The following is a 22,244-nucleotide window of genomic DNA, read 5'->3' on the forward strand; positions in this document are numbered from 1 at the left end:
AACACTTTCTCAGACTCAATACATCCTCTTCTAACTTTCAGCCCCCTTTCGTTTCTCCTATTTTCAAGCAGGCTGGTACTGATGTGGTGTGGGAGTGGTTCAGTAGGGCAAGTATGAAGTTTATAGAGCCTTTAGCTTTTCTGCAGCGGCTTTTAAGGTTGTCTCGTTTTTTGCAAAGCAAAACCTAAGCACATTGCGATCTTCTCCGCTCTGATAAAACACGGAAGTAGGAATGGCCGCAACTCCAACTTCTTTTGTTAGCCACTCGGCCATTTCTATGTCGGGCTTGTCGCTAATTTGGCTATAGTCTAATAGCTGGAAGTATGTTCCGTTCGATTGAATAGCCTTGAATTTGCTCTTTTTGAGGGCTTCCAGAAAAAAGTCTCTCTTTTGTTGATACATGGAGCTTATGCTCAGATAGTTGTCGGGTATGGCCAGATAGTCGGCCACGGCATATTGACTTGGTGCATGTATGGTAAAGGTATTGTACTGATGGATTTTTACGATTTCGGCCATTAGAAATTCAGGAGCAACAAGATAGCCAAGGCGCCAACCGGTAGCATGAAAAGTTTTTCCAAAAGAGAAGGTAGCCACCGACCGCTTTCTCAGTTTTTCCGACCTGAGTACGGAATGATGCTCCTGACCATCGAATACAATGTGTTCATACACTTCATCGGACAGAACGAGTATTTCGGTGCCTTCCGTTATTTTTTCCAGCGCAATTAAATCGTCTTCTGTCAAAATGGCTCCGCTAGGGTTGTGTGGAGAGTTGATAATGATCATTCTGGTTTTGGCAGTGACAGACTGTTCTACCGCTTCCCAATCGATGCTGTAATCTTCGGGCCGCAAATTCACCCCCACGGCTTTTGCTCCCTGCAAGTTGATAATGACTTCATAGGCATCATAGGCAGGGTTCATGATAATCACCTCATCTCCCGAATGCACCAGAGCACTAATGCTATTAAAAATGGCTTCTATAGCACCACAAGTCACTAATACCTCTGTATCCTTAATGGTCACATCATAGCACCTTTGCACTTTGTCCGCAATGGCGGTTCGCAAAGAGGCTACTCCGGCCATAGGTGGATATTGGTTCATTCCTTTTTTCATGTAGTAATGCACCCGGTCTATCAGCTCAGGCGCAACGTCAAAATCAGGAAACCCCTGAGAGAGGTTAATGGCTCCGTAATCCTGAGCCATTTTCGACATTTTGGTGAATATGGTGATCCCAACGTTGGGTAGTTTCGATTCAATTTGCATGGTTGGAATATAGGCATGCGAAGAACCTTTGACAAACTTCAATTGAAAAGAAAGGACTAGATTAGGGATTGTTTAAGTGTAGGCCGATGAAAAGAAAGCCAAATTTTAAGTTCAATTGGAAATATGCCCTTGGTGAAATTGTGCTCATTTTCATAGGTATCAGCTTGGCCATGGGGTTTGATAATTGGAGTCAGAATAAAAGAGAAAGGGAACAGTTGGAAGGGTACTTGGAAACCATTAGGAAGAATGTGGTGAGCGATACGGCAAGTATTGCAGAAACGGATAGTCGTTACAAAAGCTTTCATGAAATAGCCTTGAATCACCTGAATATGGCCATTCATGATGAATATTCTGAAGAAACTCTTCTAGGGTCGTTACAGATTTTGGCCGAACAATGTGTTGTGATAGACCAATCGGGGTTTGAAGCCTTAAAGAGTTCAGGCTTTATAAAAGACTTGCAAGGTACTACCTTAGAAGATGCACTTTTTGCCTATTACACCTCTTATTCAAAAACACTATTGGAAGAAAATAGCCTCAATAATTTTATAGAAAACATGGAGGTTGAACTTTATAATTCATCGAGTAAAGAGGTGGCACACGTCCTTAAATGGACTTCGGCCAAACAATTAGGCTTAGAGTTAGAAGAAGGAGCTCAAATGAATTCCGCATTGAAATGGTTTTTCACAGAACCTCACCTTTTAGGAATTATTCAACGCTATGCCGATGAAGATAGCCCGCGTTACGAGTTAATGCTCTCCAATGCTAAGGAATTGATTAGCCAAATAGATTTAGAGTTGAAAAACTGATTAAGTCCTAAACATTTTCCTTCAACCTGCTTTATAAATTTATGCCAAAGCAGGAAGTTTCTATTGTCTGGTTTAAGCGAGATCTTCGACTCACGGATCACTTGCCTCTGAAAAGAGCGATTGAGTCTGGAGATAAGCTGCTTCTGCTTTACTGTTTCGACCCAGAACTGATTGCAGACCCACATTATGATGTGCGACATTGGCGATTTGTCTGGGAATCTATTGAGGATATGAATGAAATTCTCAAGCCTTTAGGTCATCAGGTTGAGGTGTTTTATACTGGCTTTCGAAAATCGTTAACCTACTTCTCTGATATCTATCATCTAAAGTCTATATACTCTCACCAAGAAAGCGGACTTAAGGTAACTTATGATTTAGATAAATGGGTGAAGAAATTCTGCGGTCAGAATGGAGTGCAATGGAATGAGTATTTGCATAATGGTGTGTTACGCGGGGCTAAAAACCGGAAAGATTGGTTGAAAGAGTTTCATGGTTACATGAAGTCCGCTTTGGATCGACCAGATTTAGAAAAACCCCAAACAATTGAACTCGCTGAGTCTATTAGGCAGAAGTTCGGCAAGCCGGTTCCTGCTGAATTCAAAACTCCTCATGCTCATTTTCAAAAAGGAGGTACTTCAGTAGGTAAGAAGTATATGAAGAGCTTCTTGACCGATAGAGTGCAGCATTATTCTAAGTCAATCTCAAAACCCGAAGAAAGTAGAAAAGGCTGCAGCCGTTTGTCTCCTTATATAGCCTGGGGGAATTTGAGTCTCAGAGAAGTTTATCAAACCAGGCTAACTGCTAAAGATCAATTTGGCTTCAAAAGACAGTCGGCCAACTTTGGTTCTAGGCTCCAGTGGCATGCGCACTTTGTGCAAAAGTTCGAAATGGAAGACCGTTATGAGTTTGAGAACATCAACCGGGGTTATGATTTCTTAGAAAAGGAAGAAAAACCAGAGCTCATTCAAGCTTGGAAAGATGGCAAAACTGGAGTGCCATTGGTCGATGCTTGCATGAGGTGTTTGAAGGAGACTGGCTATATTAATTTCAGAATGAGAGCCATGCTTGTAAGTTTTCTAACGCACCATTTATGGCAACACTGGAAAGAAGGAGCCCAGTATTTGGCTTCACAGTTTTTAGATTTTGTACCTGGTATTCACTATCCACAGTTTCAGATGCAAGCCGGCATGACTGGCATAAATACCATCAGAATCTACAATCCCATCAAGCAAAGCCAAGATCATGATACTGAAGGGAAGTTTATAAAAAAATGGGTGCCAGAGCTCTCTGGCGTTCCTTCTGAATACATTCATGAGCCTTGGCAAATGCCACCTTTGGAGGCGCGTATGCTGAACATAAACCCCGAAGACCTTAAGCCAGTGGTAGATGTTAAAGCCGCGGCTGAAAGAGCTAGAAAAGCACTGTGGTCACATCGCAATCATGCTGAAGTGAGAAAAGAAAACTACCGCATCCTAAAAAAGCATGCCATTCCAGGTAGGCGAATGCAATAACTGTTCATGGACTGCGTCATGCCGAACTTGCTTCGGTATCTATTTGAAGTACCCTAAGATGAATTCAGGGTGATGAGTTGATCTATTAAACTATTCTATTGGGATGTAGTTATCCCATCAATGAAAAAAGGACCGTTGCCAACCAAGATTTGCCCCGTTTGCAATCGCCCCTTTGAGTGGCGAAAGAAATGGAGAAACTGCTGGCAAGAAGTGGTTTACTGTTCAGAAAAATGTAGAAGAAGCAGAAAACGTCATGCTGAACTTGTTTCAGCATCTAAACCTTAAAGTCCCTGAAATAATCCCGAACTATCGGGACAGGGTGACGCAAGTAAATGAGGAGACTAAGACTAATATTAGGTGATCAGCTGAATCACCAACACTCTTGGTATCAAGAGAAAGACGAAAATACGCTTTATGTAATGATGGAGATGGGGGAGGAGCTAACCTACACCACGCATCATATTCAGAAGGTTATTGCATTCTTTCTAGCCATGCGAGCCTTTGCTGAGCATTTGGAAAAGCAAGGACATCAAGTGCTTTACCTAAAGCTAGATGATGAAAAGAATAAGCAGTCATTAACAGATAATCTTTCTTGGATAATAGAGGAGCACAAGATCAAAAAGTTCGAATACCAGATGCCTGATGAATACAGGCTCGATAAACAGATTCAGGGGTATTGTGGAGCCATAGATGCTGATTTCAAAGCCTTCGATACCGAGCATTTCATGACTTCTCGAACTGATCTTGCTGACTTTTTCAAAGGTAAAAAGCAGTTGCTCATGGAGTCGTTCTACAGAAACATGCGCAAAAAGCATAAAGTGCTAATGGACGGAGATAATCCTGTTGGAGGTAAATGGAATTATGACCATGACAATAGGAACAAAATGCCAGAAGATACCTTTGTTCCAGAGCCAAAATCATTTCAAAGAGATGTAACAGACTTGGTTGAGCTGTTAGAGGAAAGAGGCATTAAAACAATAGGAAATGTAGATTCTAAAGATTTTCTGTGGCCCGTAACAAGGGAAGAAGGGTTAGAACTCTTCGATTTCTTTCTGAATGATTGTATGCCATTTTTTGGTAAGTATCAAGATGCTATGACCACCAAAGGTTGGTCTTTATTCCACTCGAGAATATCTTTCTTACTGAATTCGAAAATCCTTTCTCCAGAAGAGATTATTCGAAAATCTGAAGAATATGGGCGGAATAATGAGGATGTTCCGCTTTCAGCAATCGAGGGCTTTATTAGGCAAATACTAGGTTGGCGAGAGTATATGCGAGGCATCTATTGGAAATATATGCCGGACTATGCCAAAGAAAACTTCTTCAACCATAAGAGAAAACTACCAGACTGGTTTTGGACAGGTGAAACCAAAATGAAGTGCCTTTCTCACACCATTGGACAATCTTTGGACTATGCCTATGCACATCATATTCAGCGATTGATGGTAACGGGGAATTTTGCGCTGTTGGCGGGTATAGATCCCGATGAGGTAGATCAATGGTATCTAGGGATTTACATCGATGCAATTGAGTGGGTGGAAATTACCAATACTAGAGGAATGAGCCAGTTTGCCGATGGTGGTGTGGTGGCTACTAAGCCCTACGTTTCTTCTGCTAATTACATGCATAAAATGAGTCATTACTGTGGTTCATGTCATTACAAGTACAAGGAGAAATTAGGTGAGAAGGCCTGTCCGTTCAACAGTCTATACTGGGATTTTCTCGACAGAAATAGAGAGAAGCTCGAGAAGAATCATCGAATGGGCATGATTTACCGGGTTTGGGATAAAAATTCTACTGAAAAGAAAAACCAAATCATTGAACAAGCGGCTAAGTACCTGAATAAGATGGAGGAAATATGAGCAGGGCGATTTACTGGTTTCGGAACGATTTGAGGGTGGAGGATAATGAAGTCTTAAACAAGGCTGTTGAGGAGAATCCAGAGATTTTGCCCGTTTATGTTTTTGATGAGAGCCTATTGAGGGGAGAGCAGTGGGGTATTGAAAGAATGGGCTCTCATCGTCTTAAATTTCTCTTGGAATCGCTGGAGGATCTTAAGGCTCATTTACAGCAGCTCGGCTCAGATTTAATGGTCAAAGTAGGAGATACTGCGACTGTTCTTAACGATATCAGGAAAACCTATAATTGCGATGTGCTTTATGCTCAAAAGGCTTCTGCTTATGATGAAGTACAGCTGGAGGAAAAACTCTCAGAAACCATAAACACTAAGTTCATTTGGGGTGAAACACTCTATCATATTAATGATCTGCCTTATCATTTGGATGAGCTTCCAGATATATTCACGCAGTTTAGAAAGTCGGTTGAGAAAAAGGCCGATGTAAGAAAACTACTAGAAGCACCTTTGCAAATTCATTCACCCCAAGGTTTCGGTTCTGAAGTGCCTTCTATGGAAGAATTAGGCTTTGAGCCAGTTGAAGTAGATGATAGGTCGGTTATCCAGTTTCTTGGAGGAGCTAAAGCAGCCAATGATAGGTTGAATTATTATTTATGGGATAAGGAGTTGCTTGGTAACTATAAACAAACGCGTAATGGCCTTATTGGAGGTGATTACAGCAGCAAGTTCTCTCCTTGGTTGGCTCATGGTTGTATCTCACCAAGACAAATCTATTGGCAAGTAAAGAAATTCGAGAAGTACGTAAAGAAAAACAGCTCAACCTATTGGTTGGTTTTCGAACTGGTTTGGCGAGATTATTTCCACTTTGTGGCCAAGAAATACGGCAATCAGATTTATCAGAGAAAAGGAATTTTGGGTGAAGATAAAATCGACTGGGGATCTGATAAACTTTTTCACTTATGGCGAGATGGAAAAACAGGTGAACCTTTTGTTGATGCCAATATGCGGGAAATGAATGCCACGGGGTTTATGAGTAATAGAGGAAGGCAAAATGTAGCCTCATACCTAATGCACCAAATGAAGATTGACTGGAGGCTAGGAGCTGCCTATTTCGAGAAAATGCTGATAGACTACGACCCATGTTCAAACTACGGTAATTGGATTTACATTGCTGGAGTTGGAAACGACCCAAGAGGAGGTAGAGAGTTCAACATTGAACGTCAAAAAGAGATGTACGATCCCAAAGGAGAGTACCAGGAGTTGTGGGCAGATTAAGCCTAATTCTTTCTACATTTGGCTATGCAAAACCTTCGCGTAGCTCTTATCCAATCTGATATTCATTGGCATGAAATAGGTGCGAACCTAGCCATGTTTGAAGAGAAAATCTGGCAAATTCAGAATGACGTAGACCTTATTCTACTTCCAGAAATGTTCCAGACCGGTTTCACTATGGAGCATAAGGGGTTAGCCGAGCCCATGAACTTCAATACTTTTAAGTGGATGAAGCAAATGGCTGCGCAAAAGAATGCAGCTGTTTGCGGTTCTTACATCGTCAAAGAGGAGGGCAAGGTGTTCAATAGGCTCTTGTGGATGCAACCCGATGGACAGTTTAAGACTTATGATAAGCGTCACCTTTTCCGAATGGCCAATGAGCACGAGCATTTCGATATGGGTGCAGAAAAGCTCATAGTAGAGTGGAGGGGCTGGAAGATATGTCCAATGGTTTGCTATGATCTAAGGTTTCCTGTGTGGTCTAGAAATGTAGACTTAGCCTATGATCTGTTGCTTTATGTGGCCAATTGGCCGGCTGTTAGAGTGAATGCTTGGGACACGCTACTGGAAGCAAGAGCTATTGAGAATGTGAGTTATTCTATTGGTCTCAATCGTGTAGGGAAAGATGGAGTTGGTATTGAATATAATGGTCATTCAGCGGCATACAGTCCAAAAGGAGAGCAGTTGGCGTTTTCTGAAAAGGAAGAGATTATTTACATAGAACTCTCTGCTGAAAGCCTTCAGTCGTTCCGTAAAAAGTTTCCTGCTCACCTGGATGCCGATGAGTTTGAAATCAAGAGTTGATAGATTCAGTTAAGACTGCTTTCAACTGTGCGGTAGATTCAAAGTTGTGCACTGGTTGTTTCAACATCTGTAAGACTTTCTGCAGTTGTTGGTTCTTTCCATTCACAAAGAATAGCTGGTTTGCTTTGCTCTTTCTTAAGGCTTCTATCGCTTTAGAAAGAGTGCCTAGACCTTCTGATTCAACTACATCGAAAAAGCATATGACTTGTTCTGATTCAGCTATCATTTTAGCGATCTCCTGAACTAAAAATGGCTCCGATTTACTATCGGCTTCCACAAAGTTAAACGCTGCATCAATTTCACTTAATGCGTCTTTCTCGGGAAAGCTAAAAGCTATTTGCTCTATGGGTTTTATCTGAAAGTAACAGAAGAGGATCATCGCTGAATTAATAGCTTTTTAGTAATACTCCGTCCGTCCGAACTTACAATTCGAATCAGATATAGGCCAACGGGGTAACTGGAGAAATCCAAAGTAGTTACTTCAGCATCGGCTACAGCTACAGGCTCGGAAATTAGTCGTCCACTGGTATCTACCACTGAGACCATGGCGTTGGCATTTAACAAAAGTCTGACGGAGTCCGCTGATGGGTTTGGAGACAGTGAAACCCGTAGGTCATTTTCGCTTCCGCCATTTCCGGTTCCCACATTTCTGAGAAGCAACAGTCCACCTCTTTTGGTGCCAATAACCAGCGATGGTTTGCCATTGCCAAATAAATCGGCTGCGGCCAGGTAGTTGCTTCGGCCCTGTCGTGAAGGTCTGAGGTTATTTGCTTCGCTAATTAGTGTAGTGACAGAGGGGCCTTTTTGGAATGCTGCATTAAAAGGAGCTTCATAGAGGGTCAATGCTCCCTGACTATCTATGGTAAGTAGTTGCGGTTTGCTGGTGCCCGACCAGTTGGCCACTGCAACAGAAAGCACCTGACGGGTAAAATCATTTTCAAAACCGCCAAACTGTTCCTCTTCCCTAAACCTTAGGTTGCCTTCGTTGATAAAGGCCGTCAGTCCTCCAAAAGCTCCGCCAAGCAGCACGTCTGCCAGGCCGTTTCCGTCAATGTCATACACCAAGGGGTTGCTATTGGGTGTAGTAGGCAGGTTAAGATTTACAGGAGTTTCTAAACGGCCATCACCAAGGCCCTTTAGAAGAAAAATAGCAGCCGAATTTCCTCCGGTTTGTGCCTGAAGAACTATATCGGTAATGCCGTCATTGTCTATATCGGCCATCTGGGGTTTAAACCCGGCATAACCCAGCGAAGACAGATTCTGGAAGTCGGTAGTTGCCAAAGCAAATGAGGGGTTAAAACGGTTTCCGGTATTTTCAAACAGCCAAAGACTGCTTACCAGTCCGTTTGGGGTTGGTTGTCCAGCGTGCCCAACGAATAAATCCAGATCACCATCGGCATCATAGTCCCAAAATGCGGGATAGGCATCCTCCCCCAAATCTACCATCTCATGTTGTAAAAAAGGCTGTTTCCCTTCAAAGGTGGGGTTTAGGTTGTTGCCGGAATTGTCGAATACCTGTATGTGGTTTGTAAAGTTTACCCTGTTGCCCAGATTGCGGTCGATGTTTGTGGAAACCACCAGTTCCATTACCTGGTCAAAATCGGTATCTAAAAGGAACGCTGAAGGAAAAAACTCAAAGGCCACAGGGTCTTGAGAGGGGAAGGGAAGAAAATCGGTAATAGAGGCTTGTTGCGTGGTTCCCTTATTTTCAAAAAAAACGAGATTAGTACAGAGCTCATCTGAGGCTACAATATCTATATCGCCATCATTGTCTGCATCGAAGGGAAGAATGGTTTTGCCTCCTGCATGCAAAATCACAGCCGGCTCTGAAGTCTCGGCCTCCTCAGCAGCTTCTCCAGAGTTTTCCTGACAGGGTTGTCCGAACGAAAAGTTGTTGCAGCCACAATCGTAAAAATCGCCCCAGTTTCTGGTGATTCGGGTAAAATTAAGGCTACCACAGGAACCTGTGTTTTGGTAGTATTCTATCGAACCGGAACTTCCAAAGCGGTAACTAAGAATGTCTAATGCTCCGTCTCCGTTAACATCGGCAAAGCCGGGTATATCGGTGGCGCTCACCTGTAAATTAGAGCCCTGATCGAAGCGCAGAAATTCACTGGCTAGTTGCCAGGCCACACCTTCGGAAGTACTCATGTTGCGGTATACTTTAATGCCCAGCGTTGTGTTTGTAAAAAGATCCTTTTTGCCATCACAGTCAAAGTCTGTCAGTACCATCCAATTCACCACATCGGCCGGAAACTGGAAGGCATAAGAAGGGTCAAATACCCATTCATCGTCCTGGCGTATGTAGGTGGTAAGGTGGCCGGACTGCCGGTGGAAGATGACCAGGTCTTGTTGCCCGTCCATATTCAGATCCATGGTTTGAAATTGCGCAGAATTTAAGCCCCCCTCAAAAGCCCTAGCTAAGCGTTCATTGTCTTGCCGGAGTTCTACCGTCTGATCGAAGGCGAAGGCAACCTGAGCCTTGGCTGTAGTGGCGAAGAAAAGGGTTATTAAGACAATCAGGTATTTCATGCGAGCAACTCTGAGGCTAAATTACGATCAGTCATTCAGAATAACGCAATTTTTGCGCTTTAGTGTTGTAACTTTACCGACCAAATGCAATGGCAATGATTGATCAGTTATACTCGGTTTACCTTCGTTCTACGGGTGTGTCTACAGACACCCGCACTATCCAAAAAGATAACCTGTGGTTTGCTCTGAAAGGGCCAAACTTTAATGCCAACAAGTTTGCCGATAAGGCTTTGGAGCTTGGTGCCTGTGCGGTGGTAATCGATGACCCGGCCTATGCCAGAGATAATCGTTATCTGGTGGTTGAAGATGGGTTGAAGGCTCTGCAGCAGTTGGCCAATCATCACCGCAAGCAGTTTAATATTCCGGTAATTGGCATTACGGGTTCTAATGGAAAGACTACAACTAAAGAACTTGTGCGAGATGTGCTGGCTAGAAAATTTCGTGTGTTGGCCACATTGGGCAATTTTAACAATCACATTGGTGTACCTCTTACTTTGCTGAGGCTGACGGCCAACACGGAGATGGCTATAGTAGAAATGGGAGCTAATTTTGTAGGAGATATAGCTCAACTTTGTGCCATTGCCGAACCCACTTTCGGTTTGATTACTAACATAGGAAAGGCTCATCTGGAGGGCTTCGGTGGAATAGAAGGGGTGTTTAAGGGTAAAACCGAGCTATATGAACATGTGGCCAAACAAGGGGGTGTTTTGTTTGTGAACTCTCGTAATCAGCGCCTGATGGAAAAGGCCGGTCGGTTAGTAAGTGAGATAGCGACTTACCCTGATAAGGATGATGTTTACCATGCTGAGTTAATCGATGCCCAACCCTTTGTGAAACTGAGGGCCCGATCAGGCAAGGTGGTGGATACTCAGATTTCCGGAAGCTATAATTTTGAAAACATTTGTGCGGCTCTTTGCATTGGAGCCTATTTTGGGGTGCCTGAGAATGAAGCCCTGGAAGCTATAGCCGCCTATATACCTGAAAATAACCGGTCTCAGATTAAGCAATTAGGCTCAAATACCGTGGTAATGGATGCCTATAATGCCAATCCCACTTCTATGGCACTTGCACTGCAAAATTTTGCGGCCAAACCGGGTTATAAGGTGGCTATTCTGGGCGATATGTTCGAACTGGGTGAGTCAGCGGCCGAAGAACATGCTGCTGTGGGTAGCCTGACGGCCGGCCTCGCTCTGGATCAGGTGATTTTTTGTGGTGAGCTAATGAAGCATGCCTATGAAACGAATAAGAAGGCTGAGTACTTTGAAGATAAACAAGAATTGGCGACTTACTTAAAAGGACTTCAATTGCAAGATAGCCAGATACTAATTAAGGGTTCGCGGGGAATGAGCCTGGAAACTCTTTTGGAGAGTTTTTGATGTCTTGAAAAAATAAGAGGGATGGCACCACCCATCCCTCAACCTCAACCTAAGAATCGGTGACTGAACTGCTTAACCATAAAAACAATTGTCACCTTATTTTAAATATTATTTCACCTTAAACACCACTCGTTGAGCCTCAGTATTTACCTCAAATCCTCTGCTTTTGGATAGTGCAATGGTTTGGGCGGCATCTTTCAGGCTTTTGAATGTGGTGGTTATAGGGCTTGATAATTCGCTTTCAGAGAAGTCGTGCTCAACTTCTACACTGTATAATCTTTTTACTTCGTTCAGAACTTGTTGTAGCGGTACACTCTCGTAGTCATATTGACCGATTCTCCAGCTGTCAATTCTGTCTAGCCGCGTTTCTACAGGTTCGGAAACAACATTATTTTCAACCGAAACGGAGAGTCCCGGAGTTATTATTTGCTCTGAAGTGCCTTCCGGACTACTTACTTTTACCTTGCCGGTTTTACACGCTACTTGCAGTAGCTGGCCTCTGGTTCTCACATTAAAACTGGTGCCTAGTACTTCAACCTTTCCGTTGGTTGTTAGCACCTTGAAGCTGCTGCCCCGCTTCACCTCAAAGAAGGCTTCGCCAGTTAAGCGCACCTCTCGGTGGTCTGTCCAGCCTTTTTCAGGAAATGAAACGGAACTTTCAGCATTCAGGTATGCCACCGATCCATCGGGCAAATTTACTGTTCGTACTTCTGCCAAACCGGTAGCTATAGAAACTTGATTGGTTCGTGGTTGTAAAATGAAAAAAGCACCAATAGCTAAGATGAAAGAGGCCGCTACTCCGATTATCCAATCTCTGCGCGAAATGGAAATTACTTTAGGTGAATCGTGGTTAGAAATTTTGCTTTCCAGCTTCTTCCAGGCCTCTTCCTGAGAAATGGTTTCTCTCACACAGAGGTTGCCGGACTGTTCCACAAACTTCTGCAATGACTCAAATTGAGGGTCGTTTTCGGCATGTTGTTTTGCTTCCCGGTGAGTTATTTCTCCCTCAAGCCACGCCTGCTCCCAATTGTTATGGTGCTTTTTTCCTGTCATTGTGCTGTTAATACACCAAGCGTGAGCAACACCCTACTTTTAGTATATTTATAGTGTAGCTTATTTAAGTCGTATGGTGTGTGTTTTGACATTTTTCCACTAGTCTTGCCATTTGCGAATGGAATGACACATATAGGGGCTGTTAAGGCAGCTTGTAGGTCAAGTGTCTTTTGCTTCTATCTGATCTGGATAAGTAGCCCTATAATTTAAAAATACAGATTGAGAAACAGGGAAGGGGTAAAGTCGAGCAGTACTATATCTCTGTAAAGATTGGTAGGGGCCATTTGTTCATTGTTATTAATGGCCATTTCAATTTCATCTCGCTTGAGTCTCCTGCCTTGTATGTTCTGCCGGTTATACACGTTGAGAATAGATAGCCCCATTTCTCCACGCATATGTTCTCCCTCAAACTTATGGGCAATGGAGATGTCTAACCGGTGATAATCAGGAAGTCGTTCAACTGTTTTTTGGGTGTTAACCACTTCAAAATTGATCAACTCACCCTGATTGTTTCGAATAAAATTAATAGTGGGACGGTAAAATGGTTTGCCGCTACCATAGACCCAGGTAGCTGAAAAGTTCCAGGCCGGTAGTTCAATAATATGTACAAACTTAAGTTCATTGCGCTGGTCTTCTCTTGCAGCTATTTCACTATTGTTATTTATGCTTTCAAAGCGGTTGAGTGCTTTACTTCTGGTGTAGGCAATCCAGCCCTGGTATGGGCCTATACGCTTTTGAATAAGTAGATCTAAACCCCTGATATTGCTGGTGCCGGGTGCTATAAGAATACTCGGACTTTGGCGGTTGGTGTTGGGATTGTACAGGTGAGAGATGTTGTATTCGGTGAGCCCGCTTACCTGTTTTTCATAAAACTCAAGGTCTATGGTAAGGTCGTTTTTTTCATATTGAAAGCCTGCTATTAGGTGGTCCGATTCCATTACCGGAAGGTGCCTGGGCCCTGGTTTGCTGCTTTCATATGCCAGGTTCCAACTGTTTTCATTATTCGAAAAGGGGTCGTCAAAAACCTCTTCTCGCATAATCTGAAAATACTTGCCCGAACTTAGTTTGAGTTCCAGGTGTGGAAGGGGCTGATATACGAGGGCCGCCCGTTGCCCAAAGAAGCTTTTGTCACTTACACTGGTGGTGTTGAGCCGGCCACCCAGTCGCAACTCAAGGTTTTTGCTGAGCGTAATATTGTCGGCCAGATAGAAGGAAAGAATGGTTCCGTCAGAGCTGGGGTTGCGGTCATCCGGAGTCATGCCCGATAAATCGCGTATATCTACCTTGTTGAATACGTTGATGCTGGAAAGGTTAATGCCAAAGTCAAGGCTATGCCGTCCGCCCACCGTGAGTTCATTTTTTAAATTTAACTGAAGATCTTCTACCTCGTTCATTCGGGTGATTTCGTAAAGCCCGATTTGATCGCCAGCACCATTGCGTCTTTCGTTGTTGTAGAAGTAGTCGAAGTAATGATCGGAAAAGGCCAGCTGCAGGTTTGAGTAATACTTTCTGTTCCAGTTTCTGGACCAGGCCAGTCCAATGCCATTGTTACCCCAGTCGGCCTTTTCATTGTAGCTGTCAATTTGGCTAATGGTGCCGGGATTGTTCGGATCCTGGAAGTTCACTATGTCAAAGTCCGTATCCAGGTCGTCCCGGCCCTGATAAACACTCAGACTCATTACATCGCGGGTAGAAACCTTGTAGGTGGCCTTAAAATTGAGATCGTAAAAATGAAAATCGGGGCGTATGAGGTCGTCTTCATTGGCCAGCCCGTTAAAAGCCTGCTGATTTACCTGATTAGATTTTTTTCGATAGTTGGTGTAGAGTTTTTCGAAGAGATTGCTGCGAATAATATCGGTGTATGCTCTTCTTGCACTCACATGAAAAGCTCCTCTTCCACTGGCAAAAGGCACATTGGCACTAAACCGAGCGCTTAGCAGGTTTAAGCCCATGGAGTAATTGGGTTCGTTGAAACTCCCGGTGGTACCCGTAATGTCTACCACCCCGGAGACCCGACCTCCGTACTCTGCTCCAAAGCCTCCTTTGTAAATTTTAATGTCTCGAACAGCATCGGCATTGATGGCACTAAAAACACCAAAAAAATGATCTAGCCGGTAAAGGGTTATACCATCGAATAGTACCAAATTGTGAGTAGAAGGGCTGTTTCTAATCGATAGGGCCGATGAGGTTTCGTCAGAACCCCCAATGCCCGGCAAATACTGAAGCGAACGAAAAATATCCAGTTCACCAAGGCTTGGTAGTGCGGAGAGGTTGTTGGGGTCTATGGTGATCTGAGATATCTGATCGCCATACTTAACCGTGGAGAATTTATTTTCTACCACCGTAAACTCGGAGAGATCTAGTGAGCTTTCTTGCATCATTATTTTGATGGTCTGCTTGGTTTCTCCCGGCTTCAGTTTTACCTGCGATTTTTGGTAGCCCAGGTAGCTAACTTCAATGGTGCTGGTGTCGGTGGGTACCTGGGGTAAAGAGAAATAGCCGTCTTTATTGGTTATAACTCCGCGTTGCAAACCGCTCACTCTTACCACGGCATTGGGTAAACTTTCTCCGGTGCTGGCATCTTGCACCAACCCAAATACGGTTATGTCGAACAGACTGGGCGTATTTACATCAAGATTTACCTTTTTGGGGATGAGGATGATTTTATCATTGAGCAATTGGTAGTCTATTCCTTTATTGCGCAAGATGGCGTCCAGAAATTCGGTCACAGGCTTTTGAGCAAACTGCCCGGAAACCGTAGTGCCTGTTATAAGGGCATCGTCATAGGCAATTTTAAGGTCGTATTTGTTTTTGAGTATTCGGAGTACTTTGGCCAGTGAAGCGTTGTCAAAGTTTTCGGTTATGGCCACCGAACGGATGTCTTGAGCCAGGCTGATCTGGCTGCAAATCAATACACATAAAAGCCAACTTATAATGCGCACTATTCAACAATTACCTGATCTCCGTTTCTACTGAATTTAAGCCCCATAGGTACAAAAACCAACTGCAATGCCTCGTTGAGGTTCGAAGTATTGAAGTAGCCTGAGTAATATCTTTCGCTTAGTGGTTGCTCTGAAAGTATTTTAATATTGAACTGCCTTTCCAGCTCCTCAACTACCTGCGACAGGGGTTGAGCATCGAAGTAAAAGCTGCCCGACCTCCAGGTGGCTGTTCGTGTGAGATCGAAAGCCTGGATTTTCAACTGGTCTTTGTGCAGTAAAGCTTCCTCACCGGGGTTCAAAACTACTTTATCTTCATTGTTGCTTACCTCTACTGTACCGGTAAATACGGAAACACGCAGGTGTTTGGATCGGTTGTAAAGGTTAAAGGAAGTGCCCAGCACTTTTACCTGATAATTGTCTCCGATTACTTTGAATTCGTTGCCCGGAGTAATATCGAAAAAGGCTTCGCCCGATAGTACCACCCAACGATTGCGCTCCCAGTTTTTTTCTTTGTAAGACATAACGGTTCCGGCATTGAGGGTAACCATAGAGTTGTCGGGGAGTGTAATGGTTGTAAGCTGGCCCGATGCCGCCCGTACGGTGATGATCTTATTGCCTGCCGAAAAGTTAACGTAGATAACCAGGGATATAATAGCGGCAGCCGCAGCCCACAGCCATGCCCTGCGAGGCTTTGAGGGCTGCATAATTTTTTCGTTGTCAGGAGCTCTTTCTTCTATTTTTCTGGTGAGTTGCTCCCAGGCTTCGTTTTGCGATTTACCATGCGGAACGTCCAGCTTCTCGGTGAAAGCGATAAGTTTCTCCATAGCTTCCTTCTCTTCCGGAGGAAGCTCCTGTTTGAGCCAATTGTCTATGAGATTATCTTCTTTCACCGGTCTAAATTAACTTAAATTTTATACTTAATGTGTTCGCGAAGATGTGCCAGAGCTCCGTGCATTCTTTTCTCAACAGCTTTGACGCTTAGTGCGAGCCTATCGGCTATTTCTTTATAGGTGAGTTCATCAATCCGGTTCATTAGAAAAACTTCGCGTTGCTTTTCGGGCATAGCACCAATAACTTCTTCCAACTCGGCTTTGAATTCCTTTTCTTCCAAAGCAAACTCCGGAGAGTGTTCTTCTTGTTGGGTTTTGTGCCGTTCTGCAAAATTCATCACCACCTTGTCATGTCTTATTTTGTTGAGCAACATGTTGTTGGCAATGGTGTATAAGTAGCTTTTTACAGTCTCCGGCTGAACTTCCTCCCGCTTGTCCCAAAGTTTCATGAACACATCTTGGGCAATGTCTTCGCTCTGCTCAATATTACCCGATTTGTAGTATAGGAAATTCTTGATGGGGGTGTAATACTGATCGAAAAGGCTCTTGAACTCTGAGAGGGTCATGCAGTGCTAAAAATGCTTTGGCTAAAGATAAATAAAAAACACTTTTCCGTAAGATGGAGAGCTTTTGTGGAGCGATTATAATTTTTTAAAATATTTTTGCCGACCCATTTGCATTATTAAAAACCGGTGCTACCTTTGCACTCCCATTTGATCACAAGCACAACAAAAACAGGGTAAAACCTGGTGTAAGTGAGAAATAAGGGCTCTTAGCTCAGTTGGTTCAGAGCACCTGCCTTACAAGCAGGGGGTCGCTGGTTCGAATCCAGCAGGGCCCACAAAAAAGAGGTTATCGCAAGGTAACCTCTTTTTTTATGCACTTTATTTTAGTGGGTCGAGTATAGTCCAGGCTTTTGGGTCTTCAAACGGTAAGGTGGGTGCTCATCTGCCTTCAAATCCTTTACAGTATTTATTGATTGGCAACGGCTACTCCCACAAAGGAGTCGGCTGTACCGTAGTACATAAACCACCGATCTTTATAAGGAACCAGGGCTTCCAGAAAGGTAGTGCCTGCAGCGTACTGCCCGGTAATTTCGTGAGGCAGTGTTGGGCAAATAAAGGGCTCATCCATGCGCTTTATAAACTTGGATGGATCGGCAGCACTAAACAAGGCTTGCCCACCACAATAGGTGCCTTTGGCAATGTCAGGGTCCGCAATATCGCCTTCGTCATTCTTACCATTATATATGAGCAGAATGCCTTCACTGGTCAGTAGGGCAGGAGGTCCGGGTTCGGTGAGAAAACTGTCGAAATAGCCGGGACGGGTATCCATAACTATGGCCAGCTGGTCGCCATCGGTTAGGGGAGTCCAGTTAATCAGGTCTTCTGACCAGGCCAGGTTTACTCCTCTTTCGCCAAAATACATCCAGTATTTGCCATTGATTTTGGTGGCAATGAGTTCATTGCCTTGTTGCTTGCACACAATGGATCCAGACTTACTCCAAGTGTCTACAAATTTTCCCTGAAGGGCATTAAGCAAAGCAGGGCCATGCTTGGTCCAGTTTCTTAAATCTTTGCTGCTGGCAATGGATAGGCGGGCTACATCCTGATTCCACGAGGTGTAGGTCATGATGTATCGCCCATCAGGTGCTTTTACCACCCGAGGATCTTCACAGCCCCCGGGATAGTCGTAGGCTATAAAGGCTGTGGAGTCCGGATAGAGAACCGGAGAATCGAATTTGTTAAAGTTGAGCCCATCGGTGCTCCAGGCAAGCCCAATTCTTGAGGTTCTTCCGCCTAAATAGGCTTTGGGGTTATCTTCGGCCCTAAAGAACATAAACACCGTATCGTCTTTTACTACCGCAGCCGGGTTAAAAACATCGGCCTTTTGCCAGGCCACCGGGTTGTTGGTTAGTGGGTCTAAAAAGGTATAGGTACTATCGGCTTTTAAGATGGGGTTCATTTCCGGTTTTTCGAAACCGGTAAGCCAGGGCTCTTTCGGTTCACAACTCAAAAGAGCTACAAACAGTAGTATCGCAATCTTTTTCACACCCTAATCTACTTAATTCTCCTCTTCAATGGGAATTTTTTGTAGAGTGGAGTGGTGTTCTGTCTGGCCGGAAACAACAAGTGTACCCTGAGTGCCATCTTGTGCCTTAATGGCGAATAAGTCGGCTTCATCGCTCGGGTTAGTCATTCCGTCAAAGTGATAGCGTGCTACTATTTTTAGCTGGGTTGGAAGAAATTTATCTCCCCGGCCTAATACCTCTACTTCTTCTTTTTGTAAAGCAAACTGTGCTGTGAAGCCTTGCTCATGTAGCTTCTGCATGACAGTTGAAAGTGTTTTTTCGTTGGTTTTCATCATATTTATTGAACAGGTCAGTACAGGAAATGTTCCTGTAGATATAGATTTAAAAACATGAACTCAACCTCATCTAAACCGGGGCTGCCTTTCGTATCTAAGCCATGCAAGAGAAAATTAGTGTAATCATTCCTGCACTCAACGAAGCAGACCTTATTTACAGTCAGGTGAAGTCGCTCTTTCATAAAGGCAACGACTCTGCTTTGGAAGTAATTGTGGTAGATGGGGGGAGTTCGGATAATACCCGAGAGCTTGCTTTAAAAGCCGGTGCTCAGGTAATTGATTCTGCTCCCGGTCGATCGGTACAAATGAATGCCGGAGCGGCCAGGGCTACGGGCGATGTATTTTACTTTGTGCATGCCGACCTGACGGTGCCGGATACCTTTGTTGAGGATATTAGAGAGGCTGTGGCCGGTGGATTTAGCTACGGTTGCTATCAAGTGGCTTTCGATAGACCCGTGAAGGGACTCAGGTTCAATAGTAGTCTTTCTAAATACCAGGGCATTTTTTTTAGGGGGGGAGACCAAACTCTGTATATAACCCGTGAGCTATTTAAGCACATTGAAGGGTTTGATGAAACCATAGTGATTATGGAAGATTATGAGATATTGTTGAGGGCTCGTAAGTATGGCAAAATTCATATTATGCCGCAAAAGGTAATTATCTCGGCTCGTAAAATGGAGCAGAATAACTACTTCAAAACCAACATAATCAATGTGCTGGTGTTCGTGTTGTTCTTCCTGGGAGCTCCCCAGAAAATGTTGGTCAATATTTACAGCAGACAAGTGAAGGGGTCTAAGTATCGCATGTAACCATGTGCATCTAGTTTTCAGATGCTTCTTTTGTCTTATTTACCAATAAACATCTGGTGCGTTTTATGTTTTGTCTTCCTTAGGTATTTGCTATTAGCCGGTGTAAGAAGTTCTGAGCACACCTCTCATGCCCGGGATGTTGGGGTCATTTCCGCTCGATCTAAATAAGTGGTTGACACTTTTTTAAGAGGTGAATATTTAGCATATTCAAATCGGGCCAGTCAGTAGGGTAGGTATAGTGGGGTGTCCGCCTTCAACCTTTATAATACTTATGAACGTACTGCTTAGCTACCCTATTTTTCCCACAAGTTTCTGGTCGTTTGAAAAGGCTGTGCAAGGCATGGGTAAAAAAGCCTTTATGCCTCCCCTTAGTTTAGTTACTGTTGCGGCTCTGCTTCCTCAGGAATGGAATTTCAAATTGAGAGACAGAAATATTGAATCTGTGACGGAAGAAGACTGGGAGTGGGCCGATATGGTCATGTTTTCCGGAATGATCGCTCAAAAGGAGGATTTTTTAGGGCAGATAAGAGAGGCTAAGAGAAGGGGTAAGCCGGTGGCAGTTGGAGGCCCTTACGCTACTTCTCTGCCCAACGACATGCTTGATGCTGGTGCCGATTTTCTGGTGTTGGATGAGGGAGAGTATACGATAGGCCTTTTTGTAGATGCTCTGAGCAGGGGTGAGGCTTCGGGCATATTCAGGTCTAAAGATAAGCCAGATGTAACTTTGAGCCCGGTGCCCCGATATGACTTGTTGCAGTTGGATGCTTACTTTCTAATGGCCATACAGTATTCCAGAGGGTGCCCTTTTCGCTGTGAGTTTTGCGACATCATCATTCTTTATGGCAGAAAGCCCAGAACCAAAACGTTCAGTCAGGTACAGGCCGAGCTGGATCTTCTTTTTGAACTGGGGTGGCGTGGAGGAATTTTCTTTGTGGATGACAACTTCATTGGTAACAAGCGTACGGTAAAACCTTTTCTCGAAAAACTGATAGACTGGCAAACTACAAATGGCTACCCGTTTAGCTTTACTACCGAGGCTTCTATAGATATGGCTCATGACGATGAGTTATTGGAGCTAATGGTAATGAGTAAGTTTTCCACTGTTTTTATTGGGATTGAAACCCCCGATACAGATAGTTTAGCCCTTACACTCAAGCATCAGAATAATCGCCAGCCCATGAATGAATCTTTGGAGAAGATAGCTAAGTCTGGTCTGAGAATTATGGCCGGGTTCATTATTGGTTTTGACGATGAAAAGAAGGGGGCCGGGGAAAGGGTTTTTCAATTCGCTACCGAAAACGCTATTCCGGGAGTAACTTTCAGTATGCTGCAGGCACTTCCGGGAACGGCTTTATGGGACAGGCTGAAGGAGAATGGCAGGCTTCTGGACGATGCTAATTTGAATCAGACAACCCTGCTGAATTTTGTTCCTACCCGTCCGATTGAAGATATAGCCAAAGAATATGTAGAGGCTTTTTGGAAGCTATACGATCCTAAGGTTTACCTTAAGCGGGTTTTTGATCACTTTATGATGGTTGGTCAGGCCAGGGTTCACAGAGATCCGGAGCTTAGGGCGCAGCTTAAAAATAGGCATAAGACAGACTTTGATTTTAAAGGGGTTTTGTTTGGGCTAAAAATGCTCTTTAAGCTTGGTTTTGTAAGAAGCACCCGTTTTGTTTTCTGGAAGTATCTCTACTTGATGTTTAAGAAGAACCCCGGAGGAATAGGCAATTTCTTCACCTTTGCGGTCTTTATGGAGCACTTCCTCCCATATCGTAAAATGGTGAAGAAGGAGATTCAAGAAGCTTTACAAGCTAGAATGGACGGCAATGTTAAAGCATTAGAAACCGATATTGAGCTTTCTAAAGACCTGGCCAAAGAAGTAGAATGGTATAAAGCGAGCTAATTATTCTTATCTAACTCGGCAACCAGTTTTTCGTCTTTTATCTGCGACTTTTCTCTTTGAAACTCATCGTTTTGCCCATTGCACTTATAGCAGTAGGCACGCACGTAAGCAATAAAGTCTCTGGTAATTTCAGATTCCGGATTGTCTACCTTTTCCAGTTTTTTTAATGCTCTTTTGGTATTGCCCCCGAGTGCCACATTCAGTATTTGATTCAGCTCGGCCAACTGAGAAATAGTTGCGTCATCCCCTTTTTCTGCCTTTCTGAAGTGTTCGTTGCTAAGTTTAAAAAAGTTGTTGGCCACTTGTTCCGACTCTATCTCCCTGGCCACTTGGCTGTAGGCTTCTCCCAGCCGCAGATAGGATAGCTGAGACTCTTCTTTTTCGTTGGCTTCGATCGCACTAAACAAGGCGTTTAAGTCTGTGGGTAAATGTGCAAAGGAAGTCAAAAATTCATCGCTGGAAGCAAAGCCCGTTCTGTCCCAAACTATCTTTTCGTCAGGCGTAATAAAAATTACCCTTGGTATGCCCTTTACCTGGTACTTCATGGCCAAAGACACCTCAAAATCTATATCCGCTTTATAAGCAATAAACTTATCGGCCATTTTCAACATTTCCTCAGAAGACCAGAGCTTTGAGTCCATGTTCTTGCAGGGGCCGCACCAAATAGCCCAAAAATCGATCATTAGAAGTTTTCCCTGAGCTTTTGCCTGGCTCTTGGCAAGTTCATAATCTTTGTACCAGTTGATTTGCGAAAAGGCCGGAGTTAGCAGAAAAGTAAAGAGTGTTGATAGAATGAGTTTTTGCATGTTTATTATTTTTAGATAAAATAAAAATCGAATAATTATAATAATTTAAAAACTAGGTTTCAAATTGAAATGGAAGAAAATTTGAAAAGCAGCTCTTGAAGGCTGCTTTTTCTTA

Annotated in this window: 19 protein-coding genes and 1 tRNA gene; 10 read left to right on the forward strand and 10 right to left on the reverse strand. The window is 43.7% G+C overall.

The features are described from left to right. Positions 1-120: 120 nt before the first annotated feature. Entirely contained in the window at positions 121-1,260 is a 1,140-nt protein-coding gene (locus B3O12_RS08630) for a methionine aminotransferase (protein ID WP_286755997.1), read from the reverse strand. A gap of 86 nt (positions 1,261-1,346) precedes the next feature. Between B3O12_RS08630 and B3O12_RS08635 the strand changes: the two genes are divergently transcribed. The 6 genes from B3O12_RS08635 to B3O12_RS08660 all read left to right on the forward strand — a co-directional run bounded on the left by B3O12_RS08635 (position 1,347) and on the right by B3O12_RS08660 (position 7,508). Continuing rightward, the gene (locus B3O12_RS08635) at positions 1,347-2,066 is read left to right on the forward strand and encodes a hypothetical protein (protein WP_286755998.1); all 720 of its coding nucleotides are present in this window, start codon (positions 1,347-1,349) and stop codon (positions 2,064-2,066) included. Between the two features lie 41 nt (positions 2,067-2,107). Then, positions 2,108-3,577, forward strand: coding sequence for a cryptochrome/deoxyribodipyrimidine photo-lyase family protein (locus B3O12_RS08640; protein ID WP_286755999.1), 1,470 nt, complete (start codon positions 2,108-2,110; stop codon positions 3,575-3,577). A 120-nt stretch (positions 3,578-3,697) separates the two neighbouring features. Further along, complete coding sequence (locus tag B3O12_RS08645; RefSeq protein WP_286756000.1) at positions 3,698-3,862, forward strand: DUF2256 domain-containing protein; 165 nt, start codon at positions 3,698-3,700, stop codon at positions 3,860-3,862. Between the two features lie 47 nt (positions 3,863-3,909). After that, positions 3,910-5,439, forward strand: coding sequence for a cryptochrome/photolyase family protein (locus B3O12_RS08650; RefSeq protein WP_286756001.1), 1,530 nt, complete (start codon positions 3,910-3,912; stop codon positions 5,437-5,439). Next, positions 5,436-6,707, forward strand: a complete 1,272-nt coding sequence (locus B3O12_RS08655) for a DASH family cryptochrome (RefSeq protein ID WP_286756002.1) — start codon at positions 5,436-5,438, stop codon at positions 6,705-6,707. The genes B3O12_RS08650 and B3O12_RS08655 overlap by 4 nt, the downstream gene beginning before the upstream one ends. Positions 6,708-6,731: 24 nt before the next feature. After that, entirely contained in the window at positions 6,732-7,508 is a 777-nt protein-coding gene (locus B3O12_RS08660; protein ID WP_286756003.1) for an amidohydrolase, read from the forward strand. On the opposite strand, the gene B3O12_RS08665 is transcribed toward B3O12_RS08660, so the two are convergent. Continuing rightward, positions 7,498-7,887: a hypothetical protein gene (locus tag B3O12_RS08665; protein ID WP_286756004.1), complete on the reverse strand. Its 390-nt coding sequence runs from the start codon at positions 7,885-7,887 to the stop codon at positions 7,498-7,500. The two genes, B3O12_RS08660 and B3O12_RS08665, sit on opposite strands and share 11 nt — an antisense overlap. Then, complete coding sequence (locus B3O12_RS08670; protein WP_286756005.1) at positions 7,884-10,040, reverse strand: FG-GAP-like repeat-containing protein; 2,157 nt, start codon at positions 10,038-10,040, stop codon at positions 7,884-7,886. The genes B3O12_RS08665 and B3O12_RS08670 overlap by 4 nt, the downstream gene beginning before the upstream one ends. Before the next feature lie 95 nt (positions 10,041-10,135). Between B3O12_RS08670 and B3O12_RS08675 the strand changes: the two genes are divergently transcribed. Continuing rightward, positions 10,136-11,416: a UDP-N-acetylmuramoyl-tripeptide--D-alanyl-D-alanine ligase gene (locus B3O12_RS08675; RefSeq protein ID WP_348655482.1), complete on the forward strand. Its 1,281-nt coding sequence runs from the start codon at positions 10,136-10,138 to the stop codon at positions 11,414-11,416. A 108-nt stretch (positions 11,417-11,524) separates the two neighbouring features. Here the strand turns inward: B3O12_RS08675 and B3O12_RS08680 are convergent, their stop codons facing one another. From B3O12_RS08680 to B3O12_RS08695, 4 genes are all read right to left on the reverse strand, one after another. After that, positions 11,525-12,469, reverse strand: coding sequence for a FecR family protein (locus B3O12_RS08680; protein ID WP_286756007.1), 945 nt, complete (start codon positions 12,467-12,469; stop codon positions 11,525-11,527). Positions 12,470-12,675: 206 nt separating this feature from the next. Continuing rightward, complete coding sequence (locus B3O12_RS08685; RefSeq protein ID WP_286747818.1) at positions 12,676-15,411, reverse strand: carboxypeptidase-like regulatory domain-containing protein; 2,736 nt, start codon at positions 15,409-15,411, stop codon at positions 12,676-12,678. Then, positions 15,411-16,301 (reverse strand): FecR family protein, encoded by an 891-nt coding sequence (locus B3O12_RS08690; RefSeq protein WP_286756008.1) that lies wholly within the window; start codon positions 16,299-16,301, stop codon positions 15,411-15,413. The genes B3O12_RS08685 and B3O12_RS08690 overlap by 1 nt, the downstream gene beginning before the upstream one ends. Before the next feature lie 14 nt (positions 16,302-16,315). Further along, positions 16,316-16,807, reverse strand: coding sequence for an RNA polymerase sigma factor (locus B3O12_RS08695; protein ID WP_189631667.1), 492 nt, complete (start codon positions 16,805-16,807; stop codon positions 16,316-16,318). A gap of 200 nt (positions 16,808-17,007) precedes the next feature. On the opposite strand from B3O12_RS08695, the gene B3O12_RS08700 reads away from it, so the two are divergent. Then, positions 17,008-17,082, forward strand: a tRNA-Val gene (locus B3O12_RS08700). Positions 17,083-17,213: 131 nt separating this feature from the next. Here B3O12_RS08700 and B3O12_RS08705 read toward each other — a convergent pair. Together B3O12_RS08705 and B3O12_RS08710 are read right to left on the reverse strand one after the other, a co-directional pair. Beyond that, complete coding sequence (locus B3O12_RS08705) at positions 17,214-18,293, reverse strand: glycoside hydrolase family 130 protein (RefSeq protein ID WP_286756009.1); 1,080 nt, start codon at positions 18,291-18,293, stop codon at positions 17,214-17,216. Positions 18,294-18,305: 12 nt separating this feature from the next. Further along, positions 18,306-18,572 carry a phosphoribosylpyrophosphate synthetase gene (locus tag B3O12_RS08710; RefSeq protein ID WP_189631668.1) on the reverse strand — a complete coding sequence of 89 codons (267 nt, stop codon included), beginning with the start codon at positions 18,570-18,572 and terminating at the stop codon, positions 18,306-18,308. 137 nt (positions 18,573-18,709) lie between these two features. Between B3O12_RS08710 and B3O12_RS08715 the strand changes: the two genes are divergently transcribed. Both B3O12_RS08715 and B3O12_RS08720 read left to right on the forward strand, forming a co-directional pair. Then, positions 18,710-19,417, forward strand: coding sequence for a TIGR04283 family arsenosugar biosynthesis glycosyltransferase (locus B3O12_RS08715; RefSeq protein WP_286756010.1), 708 nt, complete (start codon positions 18,710-18,712; stop codon positions 19,415-19,417). Positions 19,418-19,688: 271 nt separating this feature from the next. After that, the gene (locus B3O12_RS08720; protein ID WP_189631670.1) at positions 19,689-21,323 is read left to right on the forward strand and encodes a B12-binding domain-containing radical SAM protein; all 1,635 of its coding nucleotides are present in this window, start codon (positions 19,689-19,691) and stop codon (positions 21,321-21,323) included. Here the strand turns inward: B3O12_RS08720 and B3O12_RS08725 are convergent. Further along, a complete protein-coding gene (locus B3O12_RS08725) occupies positions 21,320-22,129 on the reverse strand; it encodes a thioredoxin family protein (protein ID WP_286756011.1) in 810 nt (269 codons plus the stop codon). The genes B3O12_RS08720 and B3O12_RS08725 overlap by 4 nt on opposite strands. Between the last annotated feature and the right edge of the window lie 115 nt (positions 22,130-22,244).

The sequence above is a fragment of the Roseivirga sp. UBA838 genome (assembly GCF_002296035.1).
Lineage (GTDB): Bacteria > Bacteroidota > Bacteroidia > Cytophagales > Cyclobacteriaceae > Roseivirga > Roseivirga thermotolerans.